Origin of the sequence: Dactylosporangium sp. NPDC049742 (assembly GCF_040674675.1) — a bacterium.
GTDB classification, from domain to species: Bacteria; Actinomycetota; Actinomycetes; order Mycobacteriales; family Micromonosporaceae; genus Dactylosporangium; species Dactylosporangium maewongense.
Genome location: NZ_JBFANF010000055.1, coordinates 54,047 through 74,125 on the forward strand (window position 1 = coordinate 54,047; position 20,079 = coordinate 74,125).

A 20,079-nucleotide genomic window follows, 5' to 3' on the forward strand; every position below is an offset into this window, starting at 1 on the left:
GGAGGCCGCCCGCTTCCTACGGTCGGAGCATCCAAGCGAGACGACCGCGGAGGTACACGTGAGCGCGCCACTCATCCAGATCAGCGACGTGAGCAAACGGTACGACGACGGCCCACCCGCCCTCGCCGGGCTGACGCTTCGGATCGACGCCGGTGAGGCCGTCGCCGTGCTGGGCGCGTCCGGCAGCGGCAAGTCCACGCTGCTCAACCTGATCGCCGGGCTGGACCGGCCCACGTCCGGCAGCGTCACCGTCGACGGCGTGCGGGTCGACGGGCTCGGCGAGGCCGCGTCCGCGAAGTACCGCCGCGCCCGCATCGGCATGGTCTTCCAGTTCTTCAACCTGGTCGACGACCTGACCGTGCACGACAACGTCCTGCTGCCCGCGCAGCTCGCCGGCGTACCGAGGGGCGAGGCCACCGCGAGAGCCGGCGAGCTGCTGGAGAAGCTGGGGGTGCGGCGGCACGCGAAGGCGTTCCCGGGCCGGCTCTCCGGCGGTGAGCGGCAGCGGGTCGCCGTCGCGCGCGCCCTCATGAACCGCCCGTCGCTGCTCCTCGCCGACGAGCCGACCGGCGCCCTGGACACGGCGTCCGGCCGCGAGGTCCGCGACCTGCTGACCGCCCTGCACCGCGACGGGCAGACCGTCGTCCTCGTCACCCACGACGTGACCCTCGCCCACGAGTGCGCCACGAGGACCGTGGAGCTCGTCGACGGCCGCCTCAGCCGCGACGTCAAGCACGGCATCCAAGCGGAGGTGGTGGCGTGAGTGGCCAGCGGAGCGTCTCGGGCCGCTCACCGGTATGGCTGGTTGGCTCAGGCCGACGCCGGAGCGCAGCGGAGGTGGTGGCGTGAGTGGCCAGCGGAGCGTCTCGGGCCGCTCACCGGTATGGCTGGTTGGCTCAGGCCGACGCCGGAGCGCAGCGGAGGTGGCGGCGTGAGCGGCCAGCGGAGCGTCTCGGGCCGCTCACCAGTATGGCTGGTTGGCTCAGGCCGACGCCGGAGCGCAGCGGAGGTGGCGGCGTGAGCGGCGTGGGCAGTGTCGTGCGGGCCGGCGGGCGGCGGAGGGTCCAGTCGGTCGTGATGGCGTTGACGACCATGCTCGCCGTTTCCGCGTCGGTACTGGCAGCAGGCCTCCTCGACGCTTCCCGGGCGCCCTTCGACCGGGGCTTCGCCAAGCAGCAGGGCGCCCACCTGACGGCCACGTTCGACGCGGGCGCCGTCACCGCGGACACCGTCGCCGCCACCGCGAAGGCGGCCGGCGCGACCGCGTCCGCCGGCCCGTTCAGGACCGTGTCGCTGCGCCCGACGACGGTCAGTGGCAGCCGCATCCCGCCGGGGCTCCAGCTGCCGCCCGCGATCCTCGCCGGCCGCGCCGACCCCGGCGGGCCCGTCGACCGGCTCGACCTGACCGCCGGCCGGTGGGCCACCGCCGCGGGGGAGATCGTGTGGGCGGCCGGCCGGTCGCCGCTGGAGGTCGGCGACCGGCTCACGTTCACCGATTCGCCCGGCAGCCCCACGCTCACCGTCGTTGGTCTCGCCAGGTCGGTCGGGACCAGCGCCGAGGCGTGGACGACCCCCGACCAGCTGACTGCGCTGCTCAGCGGCGACGTCAAGGGCGGTTTCCAGATGTTGTACCGCTTCGCCGACGCCGCCACCGACGCGCAGCTCACCGCGCACCGGACCGCCGTCGCGGGCGCCGTGCCCGCCGACGCGATGACGGGCGCCGCCTCGTACCTCACCGTGAAACGCGACGCGGAGCGCCGGGCGGCGACGTTCGTGCCGTTCGTGGTCGCGTTCGGGGTGCTCGGGCTGTGCATGTCGGTGCTCATCATCGGCGTCGTGGTGAGCGGTTCGGTCGGCGCCGCGACCCGCCGCATCGGCATCCTGAAGGCCGTCGGCTTCACCCCGGCCCAGGTCACCCGCGCGTACATCGGCCAGGCGCTGATCCCGGCCACCGTCGGCGCCGCGCTCGGCGTGCTGCTGGGCAACCTCGCCGCGGTGCCGGTCCTGGCGGACGAGAGCGACGCGTTCGGCACCGCCTCGATGACGGTGGCGCCGTGGGTGAGCGTGGTCGTGCCGCTCGTCGCGCTCGCCGCGGTCGTGCTGACCGCGTTCGTGCCGGCGCTGCGGGCCGGCCGGCTGCGCACCGTCACCGCCCTGGCCGTCGGCCGCACCCCGGCCAGCGGGCGCGGGCGGACGGCGCGGCGGCTGCTCGGCCGCCTGCCGCTGCCCCGGCCGGTGAGCCTGGGGCTGGCGAACCCGTTCACCAGCCCGTCCCGCTCCGCGACGATCGTGGCGGCGGTCGCCCTGGGCGCGCTCGGGGTGACGTTCGGGGTCGGCCTCGCCGCGTCCCTCGCCGGCATCCAGGAGGGACTCAACCGCCGCACCGCCGGCGCCGTCGTCGCCCACGCGTTCACGTTCGGTCCCGGCCCCGGTGGTCCCGCCGGCCCGCCGGCACCGGGCCAGCCAGGCCAGCAGGGCGGTCCGGGCGGTTTGGGTGGCCCCAGCGCCCCGGTGAACGCCGGCCAGCCACCCGGTTCGGGGCAGAACGGCAAGGGCGGCCCGCAGACGGACGCCGAGGCCCTCGGGAAGGTGCAGGCCGCGATCGACGCGCAGCCCGGCACCCGCCGGTGGTTCACCACGGGGCACGCCGAGGTCGGGGTCTCCGGCCTCACCACCCCCGCCGACGTCGTCGCCTTCACCGGGGACTCCTCCTGGGGCGCGTACAAGATGATCTCCGGGAAGTGGTTCGACGGGCCGGGCCAGATCGTGGTGCCGACCGCGTTCCTGCGCGCCACCGGGCTCAAGGTCGGCGACACGGCCACGCTGACCGACGCCGGGCGCTCGCTCAAGGTCCGGATCGTGGGGGAGTCGCTCGACCTGAGCGACGACGGCCGGGGCGTCGTCACCGACGCGGCCACCCTCACCGCCCTCGGCACCGTCGTCGAGCCGGAGTCGGTCGAGTTCCACGTCGACCTCGACCCGGGCGTCACCGCCAAGTCCTATGTGGACGCGCTGAACAAGGTCCTGGAGCCGCTCGGCGGCGGCGCCGACGTCAACGTCGGGGAGATCAGCGAGACCGTCGTCGCCATGGACACGCTCGCCGCGACGCTCACCCTGATGCTCGTCGTCGTCGCCGGGATGGGCGTGCTCAACACGGTCGTGCTCGACACCCGCGAACGCGTGCACGACCTCGGCGTGTTCAAGGCCCTCGGCATGTCGCCCCGGCAGACGGTCACGATGGTCCTCACCTCGGTCACCGGCACCGGCCTGCTCGCCGGCGCGATCGGGGTCCCGCTCGGCATCGTGCTCCACCACGCGGTCCTGCCGGCGATGGGCCGCGCCGCCGACACCGGCATCCCGGCGTCCTACATCGAGGTGTACGCCCCGCTGATGGTCCTGCCGCTGGTCCTCGGCGGTCTCGTCATCGCCGGCGCCGGCGCCCTCCTGCCGGCGGGCTGGGCCGCCAAGACCCGGACCGCCACGGCACTACGCACCGAGTAGCAGCGGATCCCAACGGGGCCGGGCGAGAAACCGCCCGGCCCCAGAGGTGCGTGTTCAGCGCGTGGCGGGCACCACCCACCGCGGTGCCGCACCGGTCAGCGCGGCGGGAGCGCCCTGCGTACATGAGCCGCCGACGGGAGGAAGAGCAACCGTGTATCGGGCGGGCCAGCCGATATGCTGGCCGGTGATGAAACAAGCGGGTGAAACAGAGCAGCGGCAGCGCGTCACCATCCGCGACGTCGCTCAGCAGACAGGCCTGTCCATCGCGACCGTGTCGCGGGTGCTCAACGGCCGTGCCAACGTCGCGCCCGGCACCCGGGACCGGGTCCTCGAGGCGATGGGCGGCCTCGGCCGGCAGGCGCCGCGGCGGCGCGGGTCGGGCGCGGAGAAGGCGGACAACGGCGTCTATGTGCGCTGCCCGTACGTGCTGACGGACTACTTCGGGCTGATCGTGTCCGCCATCGCGGAGGCGCTCGACGTGCACGGCATGCACGCGATCGTCGACGCCGGCGAGTCGTCGTGGAAGCGCACCGAGGTGCTCAAGACGCTGACCGGCTGGCCGCAGGTCGCGGGCGCGCTGCTCATCCTGCCGTCGGAGCCGGAGGAGGACCTGGAGCGGCTGCGCGACCAGGGCTTCCCGTTCGTGGTCGTGGATCCGCGCACGTCGCCGCCGCGCGACATCGCGGCCGTGTCGGCGGCCAACTTCGCCGGCGCCCGGCGGCTCGTGACGCACCTGACGGAGCTCGGGCACCGCCGCGTCGGCATCCTCGGCGGGCGCCCGGGCTGGATGGCCAGCAGCGACCGGCTCGCCGGCTGGCTCGCGCCGCTCGTCGGCGCCGGCGTGCTGCCCTCGCCCGACCTGGTGCGCGCCGTGTCCGACCCGACGGTGGAGGAGGGGCACCGCGCCGCCGGTGAGCTGCTCGACCTGCCGGAGCGGCCGACGGCGATCGTCGCGTTCAACGACAAGATGGCCGTCGGGGCGCTGCGCGCCGCCGCCGACCGGGGCCTGCGCGTGCCGCACGACCTGTCGGTCGCCGGCTTCGACGACATCGAGCTCGCCCGGGCCACGCACCCCGCGCTCACCACGGTCCGCCAGCCGCTCGGCGAGATGGGGCGGATGGCGGTCAGCCTGCTCGGCCGGATGCTCGCCGGGCACGAGCTCGACGCGCTGCACGTGGAGCTGGCGACCGACCTCGTGGTGCGCGGCTCGACCGGTCCGGTCCCGTCTTGACGCGTGTTTCATAGAAACTTCCATCGAATCCTGAAAAAAGGTTGACACGCTGCTGCGGCGGCGTGTTTCCTTCGTGTTACAGGCGTCGATGGATTCCGCGCGCCTCCACCATCCGCAGAAGGAGGCGCCGTGAGGCGATCCATCTCCGTGGCTGCCGTCGCGCTGGTCACCGCCGGCGCCCTGAGCGCCGCAGCCGCCCCGGCGGCGGCGAACGCCCGGCCCGGCGCCCTGGTCACGGGCACCTACTCGACCGGCGCCGCGCACTGGCAGCCGCTGCCCGACGCCCGGGTCGGCGCCGGGGCCGGCACCCAGGCCGACGCGACCGTCGTCGTCGACCCGAGCCGGACGCGGCAGTCGTACACCGGTATCGGCTTCTCGATCGACGAGACCTCCGTGTCGAACCTGTGGAAGCTCACCCCCGCCGAGCGCGACCGCGCCGTCCGGCTGCTCGTCGACCCGCGCACCGGCGCCGGCCTGGACCGCTTCCGGCTCACCATCGGCAGCCCCGACCTCATCGAGCACCTGCCGTTCTGGTCCTACGACGACCTGCCCGCCGGCGTCACCGAGGACCCCGACCTGCGGTACTTCTCCATCCAGCGCGACATCGACCTGCACATCGTCGACACGATCAAGCTGATCCAGAAGTACAACCCGCAGGCGACGTTCCTCGCCTCCGCGTGGAGCGCCCCGGCGTGGATGAAGACCAACAACAAGTTCCTCGGCGAGGTCGCCCTCAAGCCCGGCAGCACCAGCGAGTACTACCAGGTCGGCAAGCTTCGCGACGACCGCATCGACGTGTTCGCCCGCTACTACGTCAAGTACGTCCAGGCGTACGCCCGGCTCGGCATCCGCGTCGACGCGCTGACGCTGCTCAACGAGCCCGGTATGGACGTCGTCTACCCGGCCATGGACATCAGCGTCGAGCAGCAGCAGAAGCTGTCCGTCGCGATCGACCGCGAGCTGCGCAAGGCCCGCCTCGACGTCGACCTCTACATCCACGACTTCAACTTCTGGGACTGGCGCGACCCGAACAGCACCGCCACGAAGAACTACTACCGGGTGCTCGACGACCCGGCCGCCGCACGGGCCGCCGACGCGATCGCGTTCCACCCGTACTGGGGCGACCCCACCGTCATGCGGGACGCCTACGAGCAGACCGGCAAGCCCGTGCACCTCACCGAGACCAGTGACCTGTCCCCGGCGACGGTCCTCGCCGACTTCCGTCTCGACGCGTCCTCCTACGTCATGTGGGCGCAGGCGACCGACCAGGACGGCGGCACCCTGCACTGGACCCCGGCCCGCGACAACAACGTCGACTGGGACGAGGTCGCCCGCACCACCAAGTGGCCGGACCGGCTCGTCAAGGTGGACACCGCTTCCCGCACGTTCACCGTCCGCGACGAGCTCTACCAGCTCGGGCAGTTCAGCCGGTACCTGACGCCCTCGCACGTCCGGGTCGCCTCCAGCGGTACCGCGGCCGGGATCGGCAACGTCGTCTTCCGTGACCGGCACGACGGCTACGTCGCGGTCATCGGCAACGCGCTCGACACCGACCGCACCGTGCGGGTCGTGCTCGCCGGGAAGTCGTTCGTCGCCACCGTGCCGGCGCACGCCTACGCCACGTTCCGCTGGGACGCCGACCTGCCCCACGGCCGCAACCACGCCCCCGTCCTGCGCGACCCGGGCCCGCTCGTGGTCGACCAGTACGCCACCACGACGCTGCGGCTGCAGGCCACCGACGCCGACCGCGACGCCCTGTCCTACTACGCCACGTACCTGCCCGACGGCGTGACCGTCGACGCCGCCACCGGCGCCGTCTCACTGCACCCGACCGTCGCCGGCGCCTTCGACCTCACGGTCACGGCCACCGACGGGCGTGCCGCCGCCTCGCGCACGGTCCACGTCACCGTCCGGCCGCACGGCGCGCCCGTGGGGGAGAAGGTCGAGGCCGAGGCGTACGTGGCGCAGCACGGCTGGACCGACGGCGGCCCGAACTTCATCGAGTCCAACCCCGCCGCCAGCGGGGGGAAGAACGTCGGGTGGACCGCCGCCGGCAACTGGCTCGCCTACCGCCTCGACGTCGCCGCCGGCACCTACGACGTGGAGCTGCGCGTCGCGACCGGCACCGGCGGCCCGCTGCCCGGCGCGATCTCGCTGCGCGCCGCGACCGGCGCGGTCCTGGCCACGGTGTCCGTGCCGGACACCGGCGGGTGGGGCGCCTACCAGTCCGTCCACGTCCCGGTCACCGTCGCCACCGCCGGCGACCAGCAGCTGACCCTGTTCTGCGAGACCGGCGGGTTCAACATCGACTACCTGCGGCTGACCTGACCGGTCCGTCGCGCCCGGCCCCGCCGGATCCTGGGTCCCCAGGATCCGGCGGGGCGTCGTCATGCGGAGCCGAACGTTACGGGCGCGGCACCAGGCGGTAAATTCTCCGGCTTCGTGGGGCGGCTCACACCTGTCACAGAGTGCTCCAATGCCTGTTCCCGGGGGTTCGGGACCTAACGACCCATGGGAATGCATGAGATTCGCCAGGGCGCCACCGAGTAACTTTCGCCTATACACTGCGCAGCGGTCCTGATCACGCACAGCCAACTGAAGAATCGGAGTGCGCGCCGCGATGCGTCCTTCCACTCAGTCCGCGACACCTCGTCGTCTTTTCGGCGGTGGCCGATGACCGGGTACGGGCTCACCCGCCGGCAGATGTCCGGCGGCGGCGTCTGGCTCTTCCAGATCGGCGCCAGCTCCCCGATGGCGGTCCTGGCCGGCGGTATCGTGGCCACCTACGCCTCGACCGGGATGGTCGCCACCCCGCTGACCTTCCCCCTGCTCGGCATCGCGCTTGCCCTGCTCGCCGTCGGGTACGTGTCGATGGCCCGCAACGTGCCGCACGCCGCCCCCGCCTACGCCCTGCTCGCGCACGGCTTCGGACCGACCGCGGGCATCATCGGCGGCGCCCTCGCGCTGGTCTTCTACTCGTGCATCCAGATGAGCCTGTACGGCCTGGTCGGCGCCACCCTCGCCGAGTTGCTCGGCGGCAACTGGGTCGTGTGGGCCGCGGTGCTCTGGCTCGCCGTCGCCGTCTGCGGGCTGCTGCACGTGTCGCTGTCCGCGTTCGTCGTCGGGACGGTGCTCTGCGTCGAGCTGGTCGTCATCGCGCTGTTCGACCTGGCCGCGTTCGCCCACCCCGCCGGCGGGTCCATCAGCACCGAGCCGATCAGCTTCCCCGGCCTGTGGGCGCCCGGCATCGGTGGCGCCCTCGCGCTCGGCATCGCGGCGTTCATCGGCTTCGACACGGCCCCCGCCTACAGCGAGGAGGTCCGCACCAGCCGCAGCATCACCCGCGCCACCATCGGCGCCCTCATCTTCATGCCGCTGTTCTACGGGCTGTCAGCCTGGGCGCTCGCCGCGACCGTCGGCGCCGACCGGATCGCCGCCGTCGCCGCCGACCCCGAGGCGGGTCTGCCCTTCAACGTCCTCGACGAGTGGTACGGCAGCGGCCTCAGCCTCCTCGCCACGATGCTGCTCATCACCTCGGTCTTCGTCGCGATGCTGTCCTTCCACAACGTCCTCGCCCGCTACGCCTTCGGGATGGCCCGCGAGGGCGTCCTGCCGGCGTGGCTGGCCCGCACCGGCGCCAGCGGGCAGGCCGAGGGCGCCCCGACCGGCGGCTCGGTCCTGCAGAGCGCGAGCGCGCTCGTGGTCGTCGGCGTGTTCGTCGTCCTCGGCGCCGACCCGATCACCGTGCTCTTCACCTGGCTGTCCGCGGCCGGCGCCATCGGGATCATGCTGATGCTGGTGCTCATCTCGGCCGGCAGCATCCGGTACTACCGGCGTGGCGGCGGCTCCCGCGAAGGCCTCCTGGTCAGCACCGTGCTGCCGAGCCTGGGCGTGATCGCGGGCACCGGAATCCTGCTCGTCACGCTCACGAACCTCTCCTCGCTGCTGGGGATCGCCGGCGACTCGATCCTGCAGGCCGTCATCCCCGCCGCCGTGCTCACCACCGTCCTCGTCGGGGCGGTCTGGGCGCTCATGCTGCGGTCGCGCCGGGCGCCGGTGCTCGCCGACGTCGGGCGCGGCAGACCGGACCCGCTGCGGGTCCTGGACCGCCGGCTCAAGGACCTCGATGTTTGAGACCGATCCGGCGGTGGCGCCACCGGCCGCCTCATACGGCCCCTCCGGCTCCCCGTTCTCGTCCGGCCCTTCGTCCGGCCCTTCGTCCGGCCCTTCGTCCGGCCCCTCCGGCTCCTCGTTCTCGTCCGGCCCTTCGTCCGGTTCCTCGTCCGCGCACGGTTCCTCGTCCGCGCACGGTTCCTCGTTCACGCCGGGCGGCGACTCGACGTACGACCGGGTCCCGCGGCCGCACCGCCGGTTCGTCCACGACGCCGCCGAACCCGACAGCCGTCACCTGCGCGCGGTCCCGCCGGAGGGGCCGCGCGGCAGGGGCGACGGCAACCCCGAGGCCGACGTCACCGCCGCGTTCCGGGGCGAGGTCGTCTCCCGGCTGCGGCGCTTCTCCGTCCTGCACACCCGGCACGTGTGGGAACGCCGCCGCCGCGACCCGCTCAGCCCCCACGGCGTCGCCCTGTTCTACCTCGAGCGCGGCGTGCCGGTGCTGCAACAGCTGCGGACCGCGACCCGCATCTTCCTCGCCGACGACGAGGCCAACGACCTGCCGATGCTGCTGTACGGCCTGGCCCGGCACGCGCACGAGGGCTACCAGGCCGACCCCGGCTTCGACCCGCGGACGCAGATGGTCAACAAGTGCGACCCGATGTCGGCCACGGCGGTGTTCGCCGGCATCGGCGTGTGCACCCTCGACACCCCGTACGGCACCTGGGCCGACGCCCAGCGGCAGGCGGCCAACGAGTTCGACCTGCCCGGCCGGTGCTTCGCCCGCCTCATCGACGGCACCCGGCTGCTGCTGGACCGCGGCGGGCGCAAGCAGTTCAACGGCCTCACCGTCGAGAGCTCCGTCGACGACACCAACACGCACTACGGCGTGCCGAGCATGCAGTGGCGCTGGAACCCGGCGCTTTCCGAGATCGAGCCGCACGATCCCACGTACCACGTGTGGCGCTGGATGAGCGAGCTCGGCCGGATCGTCGACGTCGGGTCGCAGCCGAGGTGAGCGCCCTCCCGGACCCGACCATCGGCGGTCGCCTCGACCAGCTGTACGCCGACCTGACCCGGCACTCCGACTACGACCTCGGCTTCCCCGGCGCCACCGACCTGCCCGACATGACCGCCGTGTCGCGCTTCGAGCGGGTCCTGCTGAACAACGTCGGGCACCCGTACGCCGCAGGCGGCTCGTACCGGCTGCACACGAAGGTCGTCGAGCACGAGGTCGTCCAGTTCGTCGCCGACCTCGTCGACGCGCCGCTGGACAACCGCCACGGGTACGTGACGACCGGCAGCACCGAGAGCAACCTCTGGGCCCTGTGGCAGGCCCGCCAGCACCTCCCGGGCGCGGCTGTGTTCGCCTCCACCGCCGCGCACTACAGCATCGCCAAGAACGCCGAGCTGCTCGGCATGCGGCTGCACCAAGTCCCCGCCGACGACCGCGGCGAGATGCGCTACGACGACCTGCGCGCCGCCGTCGCCCGGCGCCGCCGCCCCGGCGCCGGCGCCATCGTCGTCGCCACCGTCGGCACCACCATGACCGAGGCCGTCGACGACGCCGCCCTGATCGACAAGACCCTCGCCCTCGCGGGCATCGACCCCGCGCAGCGCTGGATCCACGCCGACGCGGCCCTCGCCGGCATCCCCCTGGCGCTCTGCGACCCGCTGACCCGGCCCGGCTTCACCTTCGCCGACGGCGTGCACTCCTTCGCCGTCAGCGGCCACAAGTTCCTCGCCACGCCCTTCCCCTGCGGGATCGTGGTCGCCCTCGCCGACCGCCACACCGGCCGGGGCAGCATCACCTACACCGCCGCCCCGGACAGCACCATCACCGGCTCCAGGTCCGGCCACGCGCCGCTGTGGCTCTGGTACCTGCTGCGCCACTGGGGCCTGCCGGGCCTGCGCGGGCGGGCCGCCGCCGCCAGGGACCTCGCCGGCTACACCGAGCGGCAGCTGCGCGGCATCGGCTGGCCAGCGTGGCGCGCCCAGGAGCACGCCTTCACCGTCGTCTTCCCCCGCCCGCCGCAGCCCCTCCTGGACCGCTGGCCGCTCGCCACCGACGACCGCGGCAACGCCCACGTGGTCTGCATGCCGGGCAAGACCCGCGAACTGGTCGACCGCTTCGTCGCGGACCTCGCCCACGCCCTCAAGGGCGTCGCCGCCCTGCCGAACTCGATGGCCTGCTGACCGGGGTCACGAGCGAGGCGCCGGCCGTGATCAGGAGCAGGCCGAGCGCCGTCAGGGTCATGGTGTCGACGCCGGTCACCGGCAGCGACGCCGAGCCGTGGTGGTGACGGCGACGGCCATGGCGCGGGCGGTGCCGTCCGGGGCGGTGCCCTGGGCGAGCATGGTGTGGCTGCCCTCGGCGAGCCCCGCCGGGATGGTCACCGGGGCGCTGAACCCGCCGCTCGCGTCGGTGGTGACGGTGGCGAGCGTCGCCGGGGCGCTGTAGATGCTGACGACCACCGTCGAGAACGGGGCGAAGCCACTACCGATGAACGTCAGCGGCTGCCCGGGCGCGATCGAGGTGATCGGCCCCCGGTCGGTGGTCAGCTTGAGCGGCGTCCGCGGCGGGGCCGGTGGGGCGGCCGGGGCGATCGCCGTGGCCGGCGCCGAGGCGGTGCTGACCACCGAGTCGCCGGCGACGGAGTGGGCGACGACCGTCACCGTGTACGACTGGCCGGCGACCGCGCCGAGCACGCAGCTGGTGATGGTGCGCGAATCGGTGGTGCAGGTGGCCGGCCCCGGGACGGCGGACGCGGTGTACCCGGTGACGCCGGGGTCGCTCGCGACGGTCCACTCCGCCAGCACCGAGGAGACCTGGCCCTTGGCCGTGACGCCGGCCGGGGCGGGGTGGCGGACGGTGAACGAGAGCTCGCGCTCGCCGGTGCGGCCGCCGGCGTCCGTGACCCTGACGGTGACCGTCGTCGTGCCGGCGGCCGTGGCGGTGCCGCTGATCCCTCCGGTGGCGGCGTCCAGGGTCAGCCCGGCCGGCAGCGAGCCGGCGCTGACCGTTCACGTGAACGGCCCCATCCCGCCCGTCACCGCCGGCGTGCCGGAGTACGCCGTGCCGACCGAGGCACCGGGCAGCGCGCCGGTGGTCACCGCGAGCGACTGGTCCTCGATGTAGGCGGCGGTCACGTACAGCGGCTGCGCGCCCACGGGCACCGTCGAGGTCACCGTGGCGGTGCCGGTGTCCACGACGCTGACCGTGCCACTCATGGCGTTCGTGACGACCAGCGTGCCGCCGCCGGGCGTGAACGACAGGCCGACCGGCATGGCCCCGACCGTGATCGGCGCCCCGCCGTGTTGGTGGTCAGGTTCACCACGCTGACCGACCCGGCGCCGGCGCACGCGACGTACGCGGTCGTGCCGCCGGGCGAGATCGCCACACCGTACGGTATGGCGCCGACCGGTACCGTGGCCGTCACGGTGTTGGTGCTGGCGGCGATGACCGACAGCGTGCCGGCGCCCCGGTTGCTCACCAGCACCTTCGACCCGTCCGGGGTGATGGCCACGCCGAGCGGGTTGGTGCCCACCGCGATGGTGGCCGTGACGGTGCTGGTCGCGGTGTTGATGACGCTGACCGTGTTGTCGCCGCTGTTCGCCACGTACGCGCTGGCGCCGTCCGGCGTGACCGCGATGCCGGTCGGATCGGTGCCGACGGTGATCGTCGCCGACACCGTGAACGTGCCCGTGTCCACCACCGACACGTTGTCACTGCCGAAGTTCGCCACGTACACCTTCGACTCGTCGGGCGTCAGCGCGATGATGCCCGGCGTGGTGCCGACGTCGACGTACGTCTTGGCCCCGGGTGGCGGCGTTCACCTTGTAGAGCCGGTCGCCGTTGTAAGCCGCGACGTACATGGTCTGACCGTCGCCGGACGCCGCCAGCCACGCCGGCCCGTCGATCCCGGAGATCGTGCCGGTCACCGTCCCGGCCGTCACGTCCACCAACGACAGCGTGTCGTCGACGTAGTTGCTCACCATGGCCCGCAACACCGTCGACTCGACGCGCCCTCTGGGCACGGCGGCCTCAGCCCGGCCCGACGCCGCCTCCGCCCGCCCCGATGCCACTGATGCGGCTGATGCGGCGTCCACGACCACCACCGAAGTGACGCCGAGCACCACACCGACCACCAGCAACCTGAGCCCCATCACATTCCCGCCGCGCACGAAATCCCCCACAAGCAGGACCAGCCATGCACACGCTAGTGACCCAATCCCCTTTTTTCCGGCAAATCACTTCCATACCGACACCACCCCGCTGTCGAGACAGCTGTCCGGAATCCAACAAGTCCGATGAATGAATCCCCATCGGAGCGCTAGGTTCGCCGTAACGGGGGTCTGATGGTCGGCGTGGCGGCAGGTGCATCCCGCAGGGACCACCGCCCTCCGCAGCACGGCAGCCGCCGCGCCGGTCATGAGAACCACGCCCCAGCATCAACCACCCCAATGATCGAAGGCCGCTTCCGGTCGCACTGGTAGCCAGACCGATCCTTCGATCACGCCGGCGCATCTGTGTCAGACCTGCGAGCGTGCTGCCCACTTCTCGGTGCCCAGCGATGCTCTCGAGCGAATCCGGCGGCGGCACTGCCGATCCTCCGGCGCTTCCCGACCTGTCCAACGTCGCAATGTTGACCAGCCTGACGATCGAAGGCCGGTTCCGGTCGTGCTGGTGGCCAGATCGGTCCTTGGATCACGCCGGTGCATCAGCGTTGGACCTGCGAGCGTGCTGCCCAGTTCACGGTGCCCGGCGATGCTCCTGGGCGTAGCCGGCGGTGGCACCAGAGTCGCCGCACGCAGCCCGCACGGTGGCTACCGGGGCTGGTCTCCCGATCATCTGGCGCCTTCCGAACATGGCAATACGGCACGACTACCGCCCTGCCACGCCCGCTTCGGCTCGCGCCGGCCCGGGCCACGCCGGGTTCTGGTCGTGCCGGGCTCCGGCCCCGTCGGGCCTTGGGTCGCGTTGGGCTCGAGTCACGCCGAGCTGCGGGGCACCCCGGGTCGTGGGCACCCGGGTCGTGGGCACGTCAGGCCTCAGGTCGCGCCGGGATTCGGGCTTGCCGGCCCTGGTCGCGCCAGGCCCAGATCACCTCGGGCATCGGGCACGCCAGGCATCGGGAGCACTGGACCTCGGGTGCACCGGGCCCTGATCGCGCCGGACCCCAGGCGCACCCGGCCCTGGTCGCGCCGGGCTGCAGGTGTGCCGGGAGCTGGGCATGCCGGGGGTGAGGGACTTGAGGCTCGTGCGGCACAGCGGCGGACGCGGCCCAGCTGCTACCTCCGTGTGTGTGCCTCCTCAGAGCACGGCCGGAAGGGATGCGCCGGTGGACAGGCGTCCATGGCAAGCGACGGCCCGGTGCGCCCGACAGCCCAGTGCGCGCGTCGGACCGGTGCGCCCGGCGGGCCAGGTTGTCTGGCGGGCGCGGGCACACCGTCCGGCGGGCGGTGGGGGATGGCGCGGGCGGTGGGGGTTGTGGGTGGGTCAGGACAGGATGGTGGCGATGGTGGGCTCGTCGCCTGAGGTGAACGCTGTGAGCAGTGCGGCGAACTGGTCTGCTGGCAGGATGCGGATGCCGAGCTGCTCGGCCTTGTCGGCCTTGGAGCCGGCGCCGTCGCCGACGACGACCAGGTCGGTGCGCTTGGAAACGGAGCCGGAGGACTTGCCGCCCAGGCGTTCGACGGCCTCGTTGCCCTCGTCGCGGGTGAGGCCGGGGACGGAGCCTGTGACGACGACGGTCATCGGGGTGCCGTCGGGGTGGCGTAGCGGCAGGGCGATGGTGGCGCCGGGCGTGGGGGAGTCGGCGTCGGGGTCGTCGCCGGTGGTGGCGGCGGGTGGTGCGGGCAGGTCGGGCTCGGTCATGTTGACGCCGTGGGCGACGAGCTTCTCGATGACCGGGGCGAGGTCGACCAGCTCGGCGGCGATGGTCACGGCGCGCTCCGGGCCGATGCCATCGACCTGCTTCAGGTCCTCGACGGACGCGTCCAGCAGGGCCTGCATCGTGCCGAAGTGGCGGGCCAGGCGGCGGGAGATGGAGCGGCCCGTCATGCGCACGCCGAGGCCGGTCAGCACGCGGGCGAGCGGCTGGCTCTTGGAGGCCTCGATGGCGCCGACGAGCTTCGTCGCGGAGACCTCGCCCATTCGGTCCAGGCCGGCGACCGTCGGGACGTCGAGGTCGTAGAGGTCCGCCGGGTCGGTGACGAGGCCCGCGGCGACGACCATGTCGATGATCTTGCCGCCGAGGCCCTCGATGTCCAAGGAGTGGCGGGCGGCGTAGTACGCCAGGGACTCGTGGGCGCCGCAGACCCGGCCGCGGGTGCAGCGCCAGCGCTTCTGGGTGCGGTCGATCTCGCCGTCGCAGCGGGGGCAGGTGGCCGGCGGCTCGAACGGCACCGAGTCCGCCGGGCGCTCGTCGAGCTTGGCGCCGGTGACCTCCGGGATGACGTCGCCGGCGCGGCGGATGAACACCACGTCGCCCGGGCGCACGTTGCGCCGGACGAGGTCGTCGAAGTTGTGCAGCGTGGCGAACGTGACGGTCACGCCGTCGACCTGCACCGGCTCCAGCACCGCGACCGGGGTGATCACGCCGGTCCGGCCGATCTGCACCTTGATCTCCAGCAGCCGGGTCATGCGCGTGTCGGCGGGGAACTTGAACGCCACCCCCCACCGCGGCGCCCGGCTGGACGAGCCGGCGGCGTCGCGGTCGGCGGGCAGGTCGGCCTTGATGACCGCGCCGTCGATGCCGAACCCGAGCGTGCCCCGGCTCGCGCTGAGGGCGTGCACCGCGGTGAGGATCTCGTCGATGCTCTGGCACACGGGCGTCCCGGCGACCGAACCGCCGGTCGTGGCGACCCCGAGCCGCTCCAGCTCCGCCATCGCCTCCGAGTGCGGACCGGCCGGCGGCTCGTCGCGGTGCACGGAATAGGCGAAGAACGACAGCGGCGCGTCATAGGTGCGGTCCTGCGCGCGCAGCGTGCCGGCGGCGGCGCTGCGCGGGTGCGCGAACGCCTGCTCGCCGGTGCCCGTGCGCATCGCATTGGCCACCTCGAAGTCGGCGTCGGTCATGAAGACCTCGCCGCGGACCTCGAGCGTCAACGGCGACGCGAGCCGCTCCGGCAGCCCCGCCGCCCGCCGGGCCTGACCAGTGACGTCCTCGCCGGCGCGGCCGTCGCCGCGGGTCGCGACCTGCACGAGCCGGCCGTCGACATAGCGGGCGGCGATCGCCAGCCCGTCGATCTTCGGCTCGACGGTGAACCCGCTCACCGGCCGCCCCACGAGCTTCTCCAGGCGGGCCGCCCACTTGCGCAGCGTGTCCTCGTCGAACACGTTGTCGAGGCTGAGCATCGGGGTGCTGTGCACGACGTCGCCGACGACCCCGCCGCCGGCGCCGACGACCTCGGTCGGGGACTCGTCGGCCTTCCACTCCGGATGGGCCGCCTCCGTCGCCGCGACCCGGGCCAGCAGCGCGTCATACAGCGCGTCGTCCATGGCGAGGTCGGGCCCGCTGTAGTAGGCGGCGGCCGCCTCCCGGACCTCACCGACGGCGGCCCGATACTCCTCGGCGCTCGCGAACGGCTCCGCCCGCGCGGCGTCGACGACCAGCCCTGCACCAGCTTCCTGCACCACGGCATCCCCTCTCCAGATGCCAGCAGCCTAACCACGGGGTACGACAAAAACGGGGCACCGCAAACAACGGTGCTACCGTGCGTCCATGCCCGCCTACATCAAGTCGGTCACGTTCGACAGCGTGGACGCGCTGGTACTGGCCCGGTTCTGGGCCGCCGCGCTCGGCAGCGACGTCGACGAGGAGTCCACATCGGACAAGGCGTTCGTCGAGGCAGCGGGCTGGGGCGGCCCGAACATCTGGTTCGCCCGCGTGCCGGAGGGCAAGACCGCCAAGAACAGGGTCCACTTCGACCTGCGGGCGCCCGGCAGCGTCGCCGACGAGGTCGCCCGGCTGCGGGCGCTCGGCGCCACGGTCCTGCAGGCGGGCGACGACCTGACGGTCATGGCGGACCCCGAGGGCAACGAGTTCTGCGTCGAATAGGCAGAAAAGCCCAGGGTCATCCGAACGGCCATTTCCGTCCCCGCAACGACCCCCAGCACGCGGTATACCGGCCGGCACGGCGTACCGTGGCAGCGCTAACATCAACATGGGGGGAGGGCGATGCGTCCAACGAGCCAGGGCCGGGCAGCGGTCATGAACGACGTCGCGCGACTCGCCGGCGTGTCCCACCAGACCGTGTCCCGGGTCCTCAACCAGCACCCGAGCGTCAGCCCCGCCACGCGTGAGCGGGTGCTCGAGGCGGTCCGGCAGCTCAACTACCGCCCCAACGCGATGGCCCGGGGCCTCGCGGGGCGGCGTTCGCGGGTGATCGGCGTCGTCAGCTTCGACACGATCCTCTACGGCCCCGCCTCGACGCTGCTGGGCATCGAGCGCGCCGCCCGCGCCGCCGGCTATGGCGTCAGCATCGTCACGCTGGAGCAGGTCGACCACAGCGGCATGGTGTCCGCCCTGGAGGCCCTCGCGGACCAGTCCGTCGCCGGCGTCGTCGTCATCGCCCCGCAGACCGCGGCCGCCGCGGCGCTGCACAGCCTCCCGCTCGGCGTCGCCGCCGTGGCGGTCGAGGCGGTCGTCGGCGGCGAGATCCCCGCGATCTCCGTCGACCAGGTCACCGGCGCCCGCCTGGCCGTGCAGCACCTGCTGGGCCTCGGCCACCGCAAGGTCTGGCACCTGTCGGGCCCCCGCGACTGGCTGGAGACCCACGGCCGCATCGAGGGCTGGCGCGGCACGCTCGAGGACGCCGGCCTGCCCGCCCCGCCGCTCATGACCGGCGACTGGTCCGCCCGCTCCGGCTACCAGGCCGGTCTCGAGCTGGCCCGCCGCGACGACGTCACCGCCGTCTTCGCCGGCAACGACCAGATGGCCCTCGGCATGATGCGCGCGTTCCACGAGCACGGCATCCGCGTCCCCGACGACGTGAGCATCGTCGGCTTCGACGACATCCCGGAGGCCGAGTTCCTGTCCCCGCCGCTGACCACGATCCGGCAGGACTTCGACGAGGTCGGCCGCCGCTGCATCGCCGCCCTGCTCCGCGCCATCGAGGCCGACCTCCCCGAAGGCCCCGACCGCCCCGAGCCCGACCCCCGCGTCGCCCCCACCCTCGTCCTGCGCCGCAGCACAGCCGCCCCGAAAAGCTGAAGAGCAAAGAACAAGAGCAAGGTCATGGCTCCGGTCCGCCGTGGCCGCGACCGTTGCTCCCGCAGCCAACGGTCGGGCCCTGGGGGCCCTCCCTGCCCGTCCGCGTGTAGTTGCGCCGCCGCGACCTGCGGCCGCGACCACGCGGCCGCCGGACGGGTCGCCTCCGCACCCCGTCCGGCCAAGGCCGCGACACGGCCTGCGGCCGTGAACACCCCGTCCGCCATGATCAAGTAGCGGATCCGGTCGCCATGACGACCGGATCCGCTATTCGATCAGCGATGCGGCTCAGCGGCAGGTCCAGGCGAACGGTTCGACGGAGCCGCCGGTGCTCTTCGTGGCCGCGCCGGCCAGGAGCCTGCCGTCGGCGCTGACGGATCCGATCTGTGCGTGGTTGTACCCGCGAGGCGCCGGCACCGGGGTCACCGTGGCGCCGGTCCAGCGCACGACGCCGTCGAAGCGGTTGACGAGGACGGTCCCGTCGGCGGTGACGCTGTTGCCGCCGGCGAAGATGTCCGGGGCGACCAGCGGCTCGACGGTGCCGGCCGACAGGTGCCAGCGGGCCGGTGGGATGTCGCCGGCGCCCGTACGGCGCCCGGTCGCGGCGTCGAAGGCGTTCATCGCCAGGAAGTTCACCGGGCCGATGACCCAGTCGCCGGCGATGCGCTGCGCGACGCCGCCGGGCCGGCCGGGCGGAGTCGGCAGGACCGTGGTGGAGAGGTCGGCGTTCCACAGCACCGGCTGCTCGCCCTGGTTGAAGTCGCCGACGATGCGCCCGTCGTCGGCGATGTCGTGGGCGGCCGATGAACTGCCGGACGGGGTGGGCAGCAGCACCGCGACGTCGGGGGCGCTGTGCCGCCACAGGACGGCGCGGAACTTCTTGCCCGGCATGGTGGCCTCGCCGATGATGTCGCCGGCGGCGTTGATGCCCTGGGCGCTGACCGACAGGGCGCCGGACGGCTTCGGCAGGAAGGCGAGCGTCCCCTGTGCGGTGGTGCGGAAGGCGGGCCCGTCGGGCGACCCGCCCTGCCGGCCGACGGCGGTGCCGGCCGAGTTCACCGCCGTGACCTGCAGCCGCTGGCCGGCGCTGATCCGCTGGACCTCCACGCCGTCGCGGTACACGACGACCAGGCCGGGATCGGGTGCCCGGTTGAACACCAGGTAGCGCCCGCTCGGGTCGGTGTGCGCGGAGCCGATGTCCTCCTCCCCGACGGGCAGGCGGGTGGCCACACAACCAGAGGGGTCGGCACTGACGGTCGGCGACGGTGCGGGATTCGAGGGAGTCCCGTGCGGTGCCCGTACCGTAGCCGCGACGCCGACGGAGACGATGAGGACGACGAGTGCCGCGCACACGCCGGTGACCACGCCGCGGCGCCGCCGCACCCGGGCGCGCCCGGCGGCGATGACGTCGCCGACCCCGACCCGGCTGTCCGGCACGGGCTCGTCGGTCAGGATCGCGAACGGGTTGTCGTTCATGCCGCGCTCCTCGTGCGCTCGTCGAGCATGCGGCGCAGGTTGCCCAGGCCGCTGAAGGTCTGCCGTTTCACCGTGCCCTCGGACCGGCCGAGGATCCGCGCCACCTCGGCGACCGGCAGGTCGCACAGGTAGCGCAGGACGACGACCGTGCGCTGCCCTTCCGGCAGCCGCCGCAGCGCCGCCCGCAGCACCATCCGCTGCTCGACGAGCGGGTCGTCGGCCGCGACGGGCACGTCCGGGGTGGTCGCGCGCAGCTGGACCCTCGCCCACCAGCGCCGCCGGTCGGAGAGGCAGGACCGCACGACCATGGTGTGCACGTAGGCGTCGAGGTTCTCCACCTCGCGCATCCGGGACCAGCGCTGGTAGAGGACGGTCAGGGCGTTCTGCACCGCGTCGTCGGCCTTGTCGCGGTCGCCGAGCAGCTGGAATGCGAGCCGGTGCAGGCGCGGTATCCGCGCCTGCACATACAGGCTGAAGTCATGTTCGCGGTCCGCGCGCACCGTGGTGGGTCCCTTCCCTGGACGTTCCACCCCATTGATGCGA

16 protein-coding genes and 1 pseudogene are annotated in these 20,079 nt (G+C 73.1%); 9 read left to right on the forward strand and 8 right to left on the reverse strand.

Features of this window, described 5'->3' with window-relative positions; translation table 11 throughout:
* Positions 1-58 precede the first annotated feature (58 nt).
* From AB0J72_RS44160 to AB0J72_RS44190, 7 genes are all read left to right on the forward strand, one after another.
* Positions 59-763, forward strand: coding sequence for an ABC transporter ATP-binding protein (locus tag AB0J72_RS44160; protein ID WP_363411233.1), 705 nt, complete (start codon positions 59-61; stop codon positions 761-763).
* A 254-nt stretch (positions 764-1,017) separates the two neighbouring features.
* Positions 1,018-3,501 carry an FtsX-like permease family protein gene (locus tag AB0J72_RS44165; RefSeq protein WP_363411165.1) on the forward strand — a complete coding sequence of 828 codons (2,484 nt, stop codon included), beginning with the start codon at positions 1,018-1,020 and terminating at the stop codon, positions 3,499-3,501.
* A gap of 187 nt (positions 3,502-3,688) precedes the next feature.
* Positions 3,689-4,732 (forward strand): LacI family DNA-binding transcriptional regulator, encoded by a 1,044-nt coding sequence (locus AB0J72_RS44170; RefSeq protein WP_363411168.1) that lies wholly within the window; start codon positions 3,689-3,691, stop codon positions 4,730-4,732.
* Positions 4,733-4,861: 129 nt separating this feature from the next.
* The gene (locus AB0J72_RS44175) at positions 4,862-7,060 is read left to right on the forward strand and encodes a carbohydrate-binding protein (RefSeq protein ID WP_363411171.1); all 2,199 of its coding nucleotides are present in this window, start codon (positions 4,862-4,864) and stop codon (positions 7,058-7,060) included.
* A gap of 345 nt (positions 7,061-7,405) precedes the next feature.
* Complete coding sequence (locus AB0J72_RS44180) at positions 7,406-8,866, forward strand: APC family permease (protein WP_363411174.1); 1,461 nt, start codon at positions 7,406-7,408, stop codon at positions 8,864-8,866.
* The gene (locus tag AB0J72_RS44185; protein ID WP_363411177.1) at positions 8,859-9,863 is read left to right on the forward strand and encodes a hypothetical protein; all 1,005 of its coding nucleotides are present in this window, start codon (positions 8,859-8,861) and stop codon (positions 9,861-9,863) included. Before AB0J72_RS44180 ends, AB0J72_RS44185 begins: the two co-directional genes overlap by 8 nt.
* A complete protein-coding gene (locus tag AB0J72_RS44190; protein ID WP_363411180.1) occupies positions 9,860-11,041 on the forward strand; it encodes a pyridoxal-dependent decarboxylase in 1,182 nt (393 codons plus the stop codon). Before AB0J72_RS44185 ends, AB0J72_RS44190 begins: the two co-directional genes overlap by 4 nt.
* 75 nt (positions 11,042-11,116) lie before the next feature.
* On the opposite strand, the gene AB0J72_RS44195 is transcribed toward AB0J72_RS44190, so the two are convergent.
* From AB0J72_RS44195 to ligA, 6 genes and pseudogenes are all read right to left on the reverse strand, one after another.
* On the reverse strand, positions 11,117-11,665 hold the full coding sequence (locus AB0J72_RS44195) for a hypothetical protein (RefSeq protein WP_363411183.1): 549 nt from the start codon (positions 11,663-11,665) through the stop codon (positions 11,117-11,119).
* A 60-nt stretch (positions 11,666-11,725) separates the two neighbouring features.
* Positions 11,726-11,854 (reverse strand): annotated as a pseudogene (locus AB0J72_RS44200) (putative Ig domain-containing protein); the annotation flags it as partial.
* A 15-nt stretch (positions 11,855-11,869) separates the two neighbouring features.
* Positions 11,870-12,133, reverse strand: coding sequence for a hypothetical protein (locus AB0J72_RS44205; RefSeq protein WP_363411186.1), 264 nt, complete (start codon positions 12,131-12,133; stop codon positions 11,870-11,872).
* Positions 12,073-12,591, reverse strand: a complete 519-nt coding sequence (locus AB0J72_RS44210; RefSeq protein ID WP_363411189.1) for a beta-propeller fold lactonase family protein — start codon at positions 12,589-12,591, stop codon at positions 12,073-12,075. The genes AB0J72_RS44205 and AB0J72_RS44210 overlap by 61 nt, the downstream gene beginning before the upstream one ends.
* Positions 12,572-13,042, reverse strand: coding sequence for a hypothetical protein (locus AB0J72_RS44215; RefSeq protein ID WP_363411192.1), 471 nt, complete (start codon positions 13,040-13,042; stop codon positions 12,572-12,574). The genes AB0J72_RS44210 and AB0J72_RS44215 overlap by 20 nt, the downstream gene beginning before the upstream one ends.
* Before the next feature lie 1,303 nt (positions 13,043-14,345).
* Positions 14,346-16,487: an NAD-dependent DNA ligase LigA gene (gene ligA, locus AB0J72_RS44220; protein ID WP_363411195.1), complete on the reverse strand. Its 2,142-nt coding sequence runs from the start codon at positions 16,485-16,487 to the stop codon at positions 14,346-14,348.
* Between the two features lie 85 nt (positions 16,488-16,572).
* Between ligA and AB0J72_RS44225 the strand changes: the two genes are divergently transcribed.
* Both AB0J72_RS44225 and AB0J72_RS44230 read left to right on the forward strand, forming a co-directional pair.
* Entirely contained in the window at positions 16,573-16,908 is a 336-nt protein-coding gene (locus AB0J72_RS44225; RefSeq protein WP_363411198.1) for a VOC family protein, read from the forward strand.
* A gap of 153 nt (positions 16,909-17,061) precedes the next feature.
* On the forward strand, positions 17,062-18,063 hold the full coding sequence (locus tag AB0J72_RS44230; RefSeq protein WP_360565584.1) for a LacI family DNA-binding transcriptional regulator: 1,002 nt from the start codon (positions 17,062-17,064) through the stop codon (positions 18,061-18,063).
* A 285-nt stretch (positions 18,064-18,348) separates the two neighbouring features.
* On the opposite strand, the gene AB0J72_RS44235 is transcribed toward AB0J72_RS44230, so the two are convergent.
* Positions 18,349-19,536, reverse strand: coding sequence for a hypothetical protein (locus AB0J72_RS44235; RefSeq protein WP_363411203.1), 1,188 nt, complete (start codon positions 19,534-19,536; stop codon positions 18,349-18,351).
* A complete protein-coding gene (locus tag AB0J72_RS44240) occupies positions 19,533-20,066 on the reverse strand; it encodes a SigE family RNA polymerase sigma factor (protein WP_363411206.1) in 534 nt (177 codons plus the stop codon). Before AB0J72_RS44240 ends, AB0J72_RS44235 begins: the two co-directional genes overlap by 4 nt.
* Between the last annotated feature and the right edge of the window lie 13 nt (positions 20,067-20,079).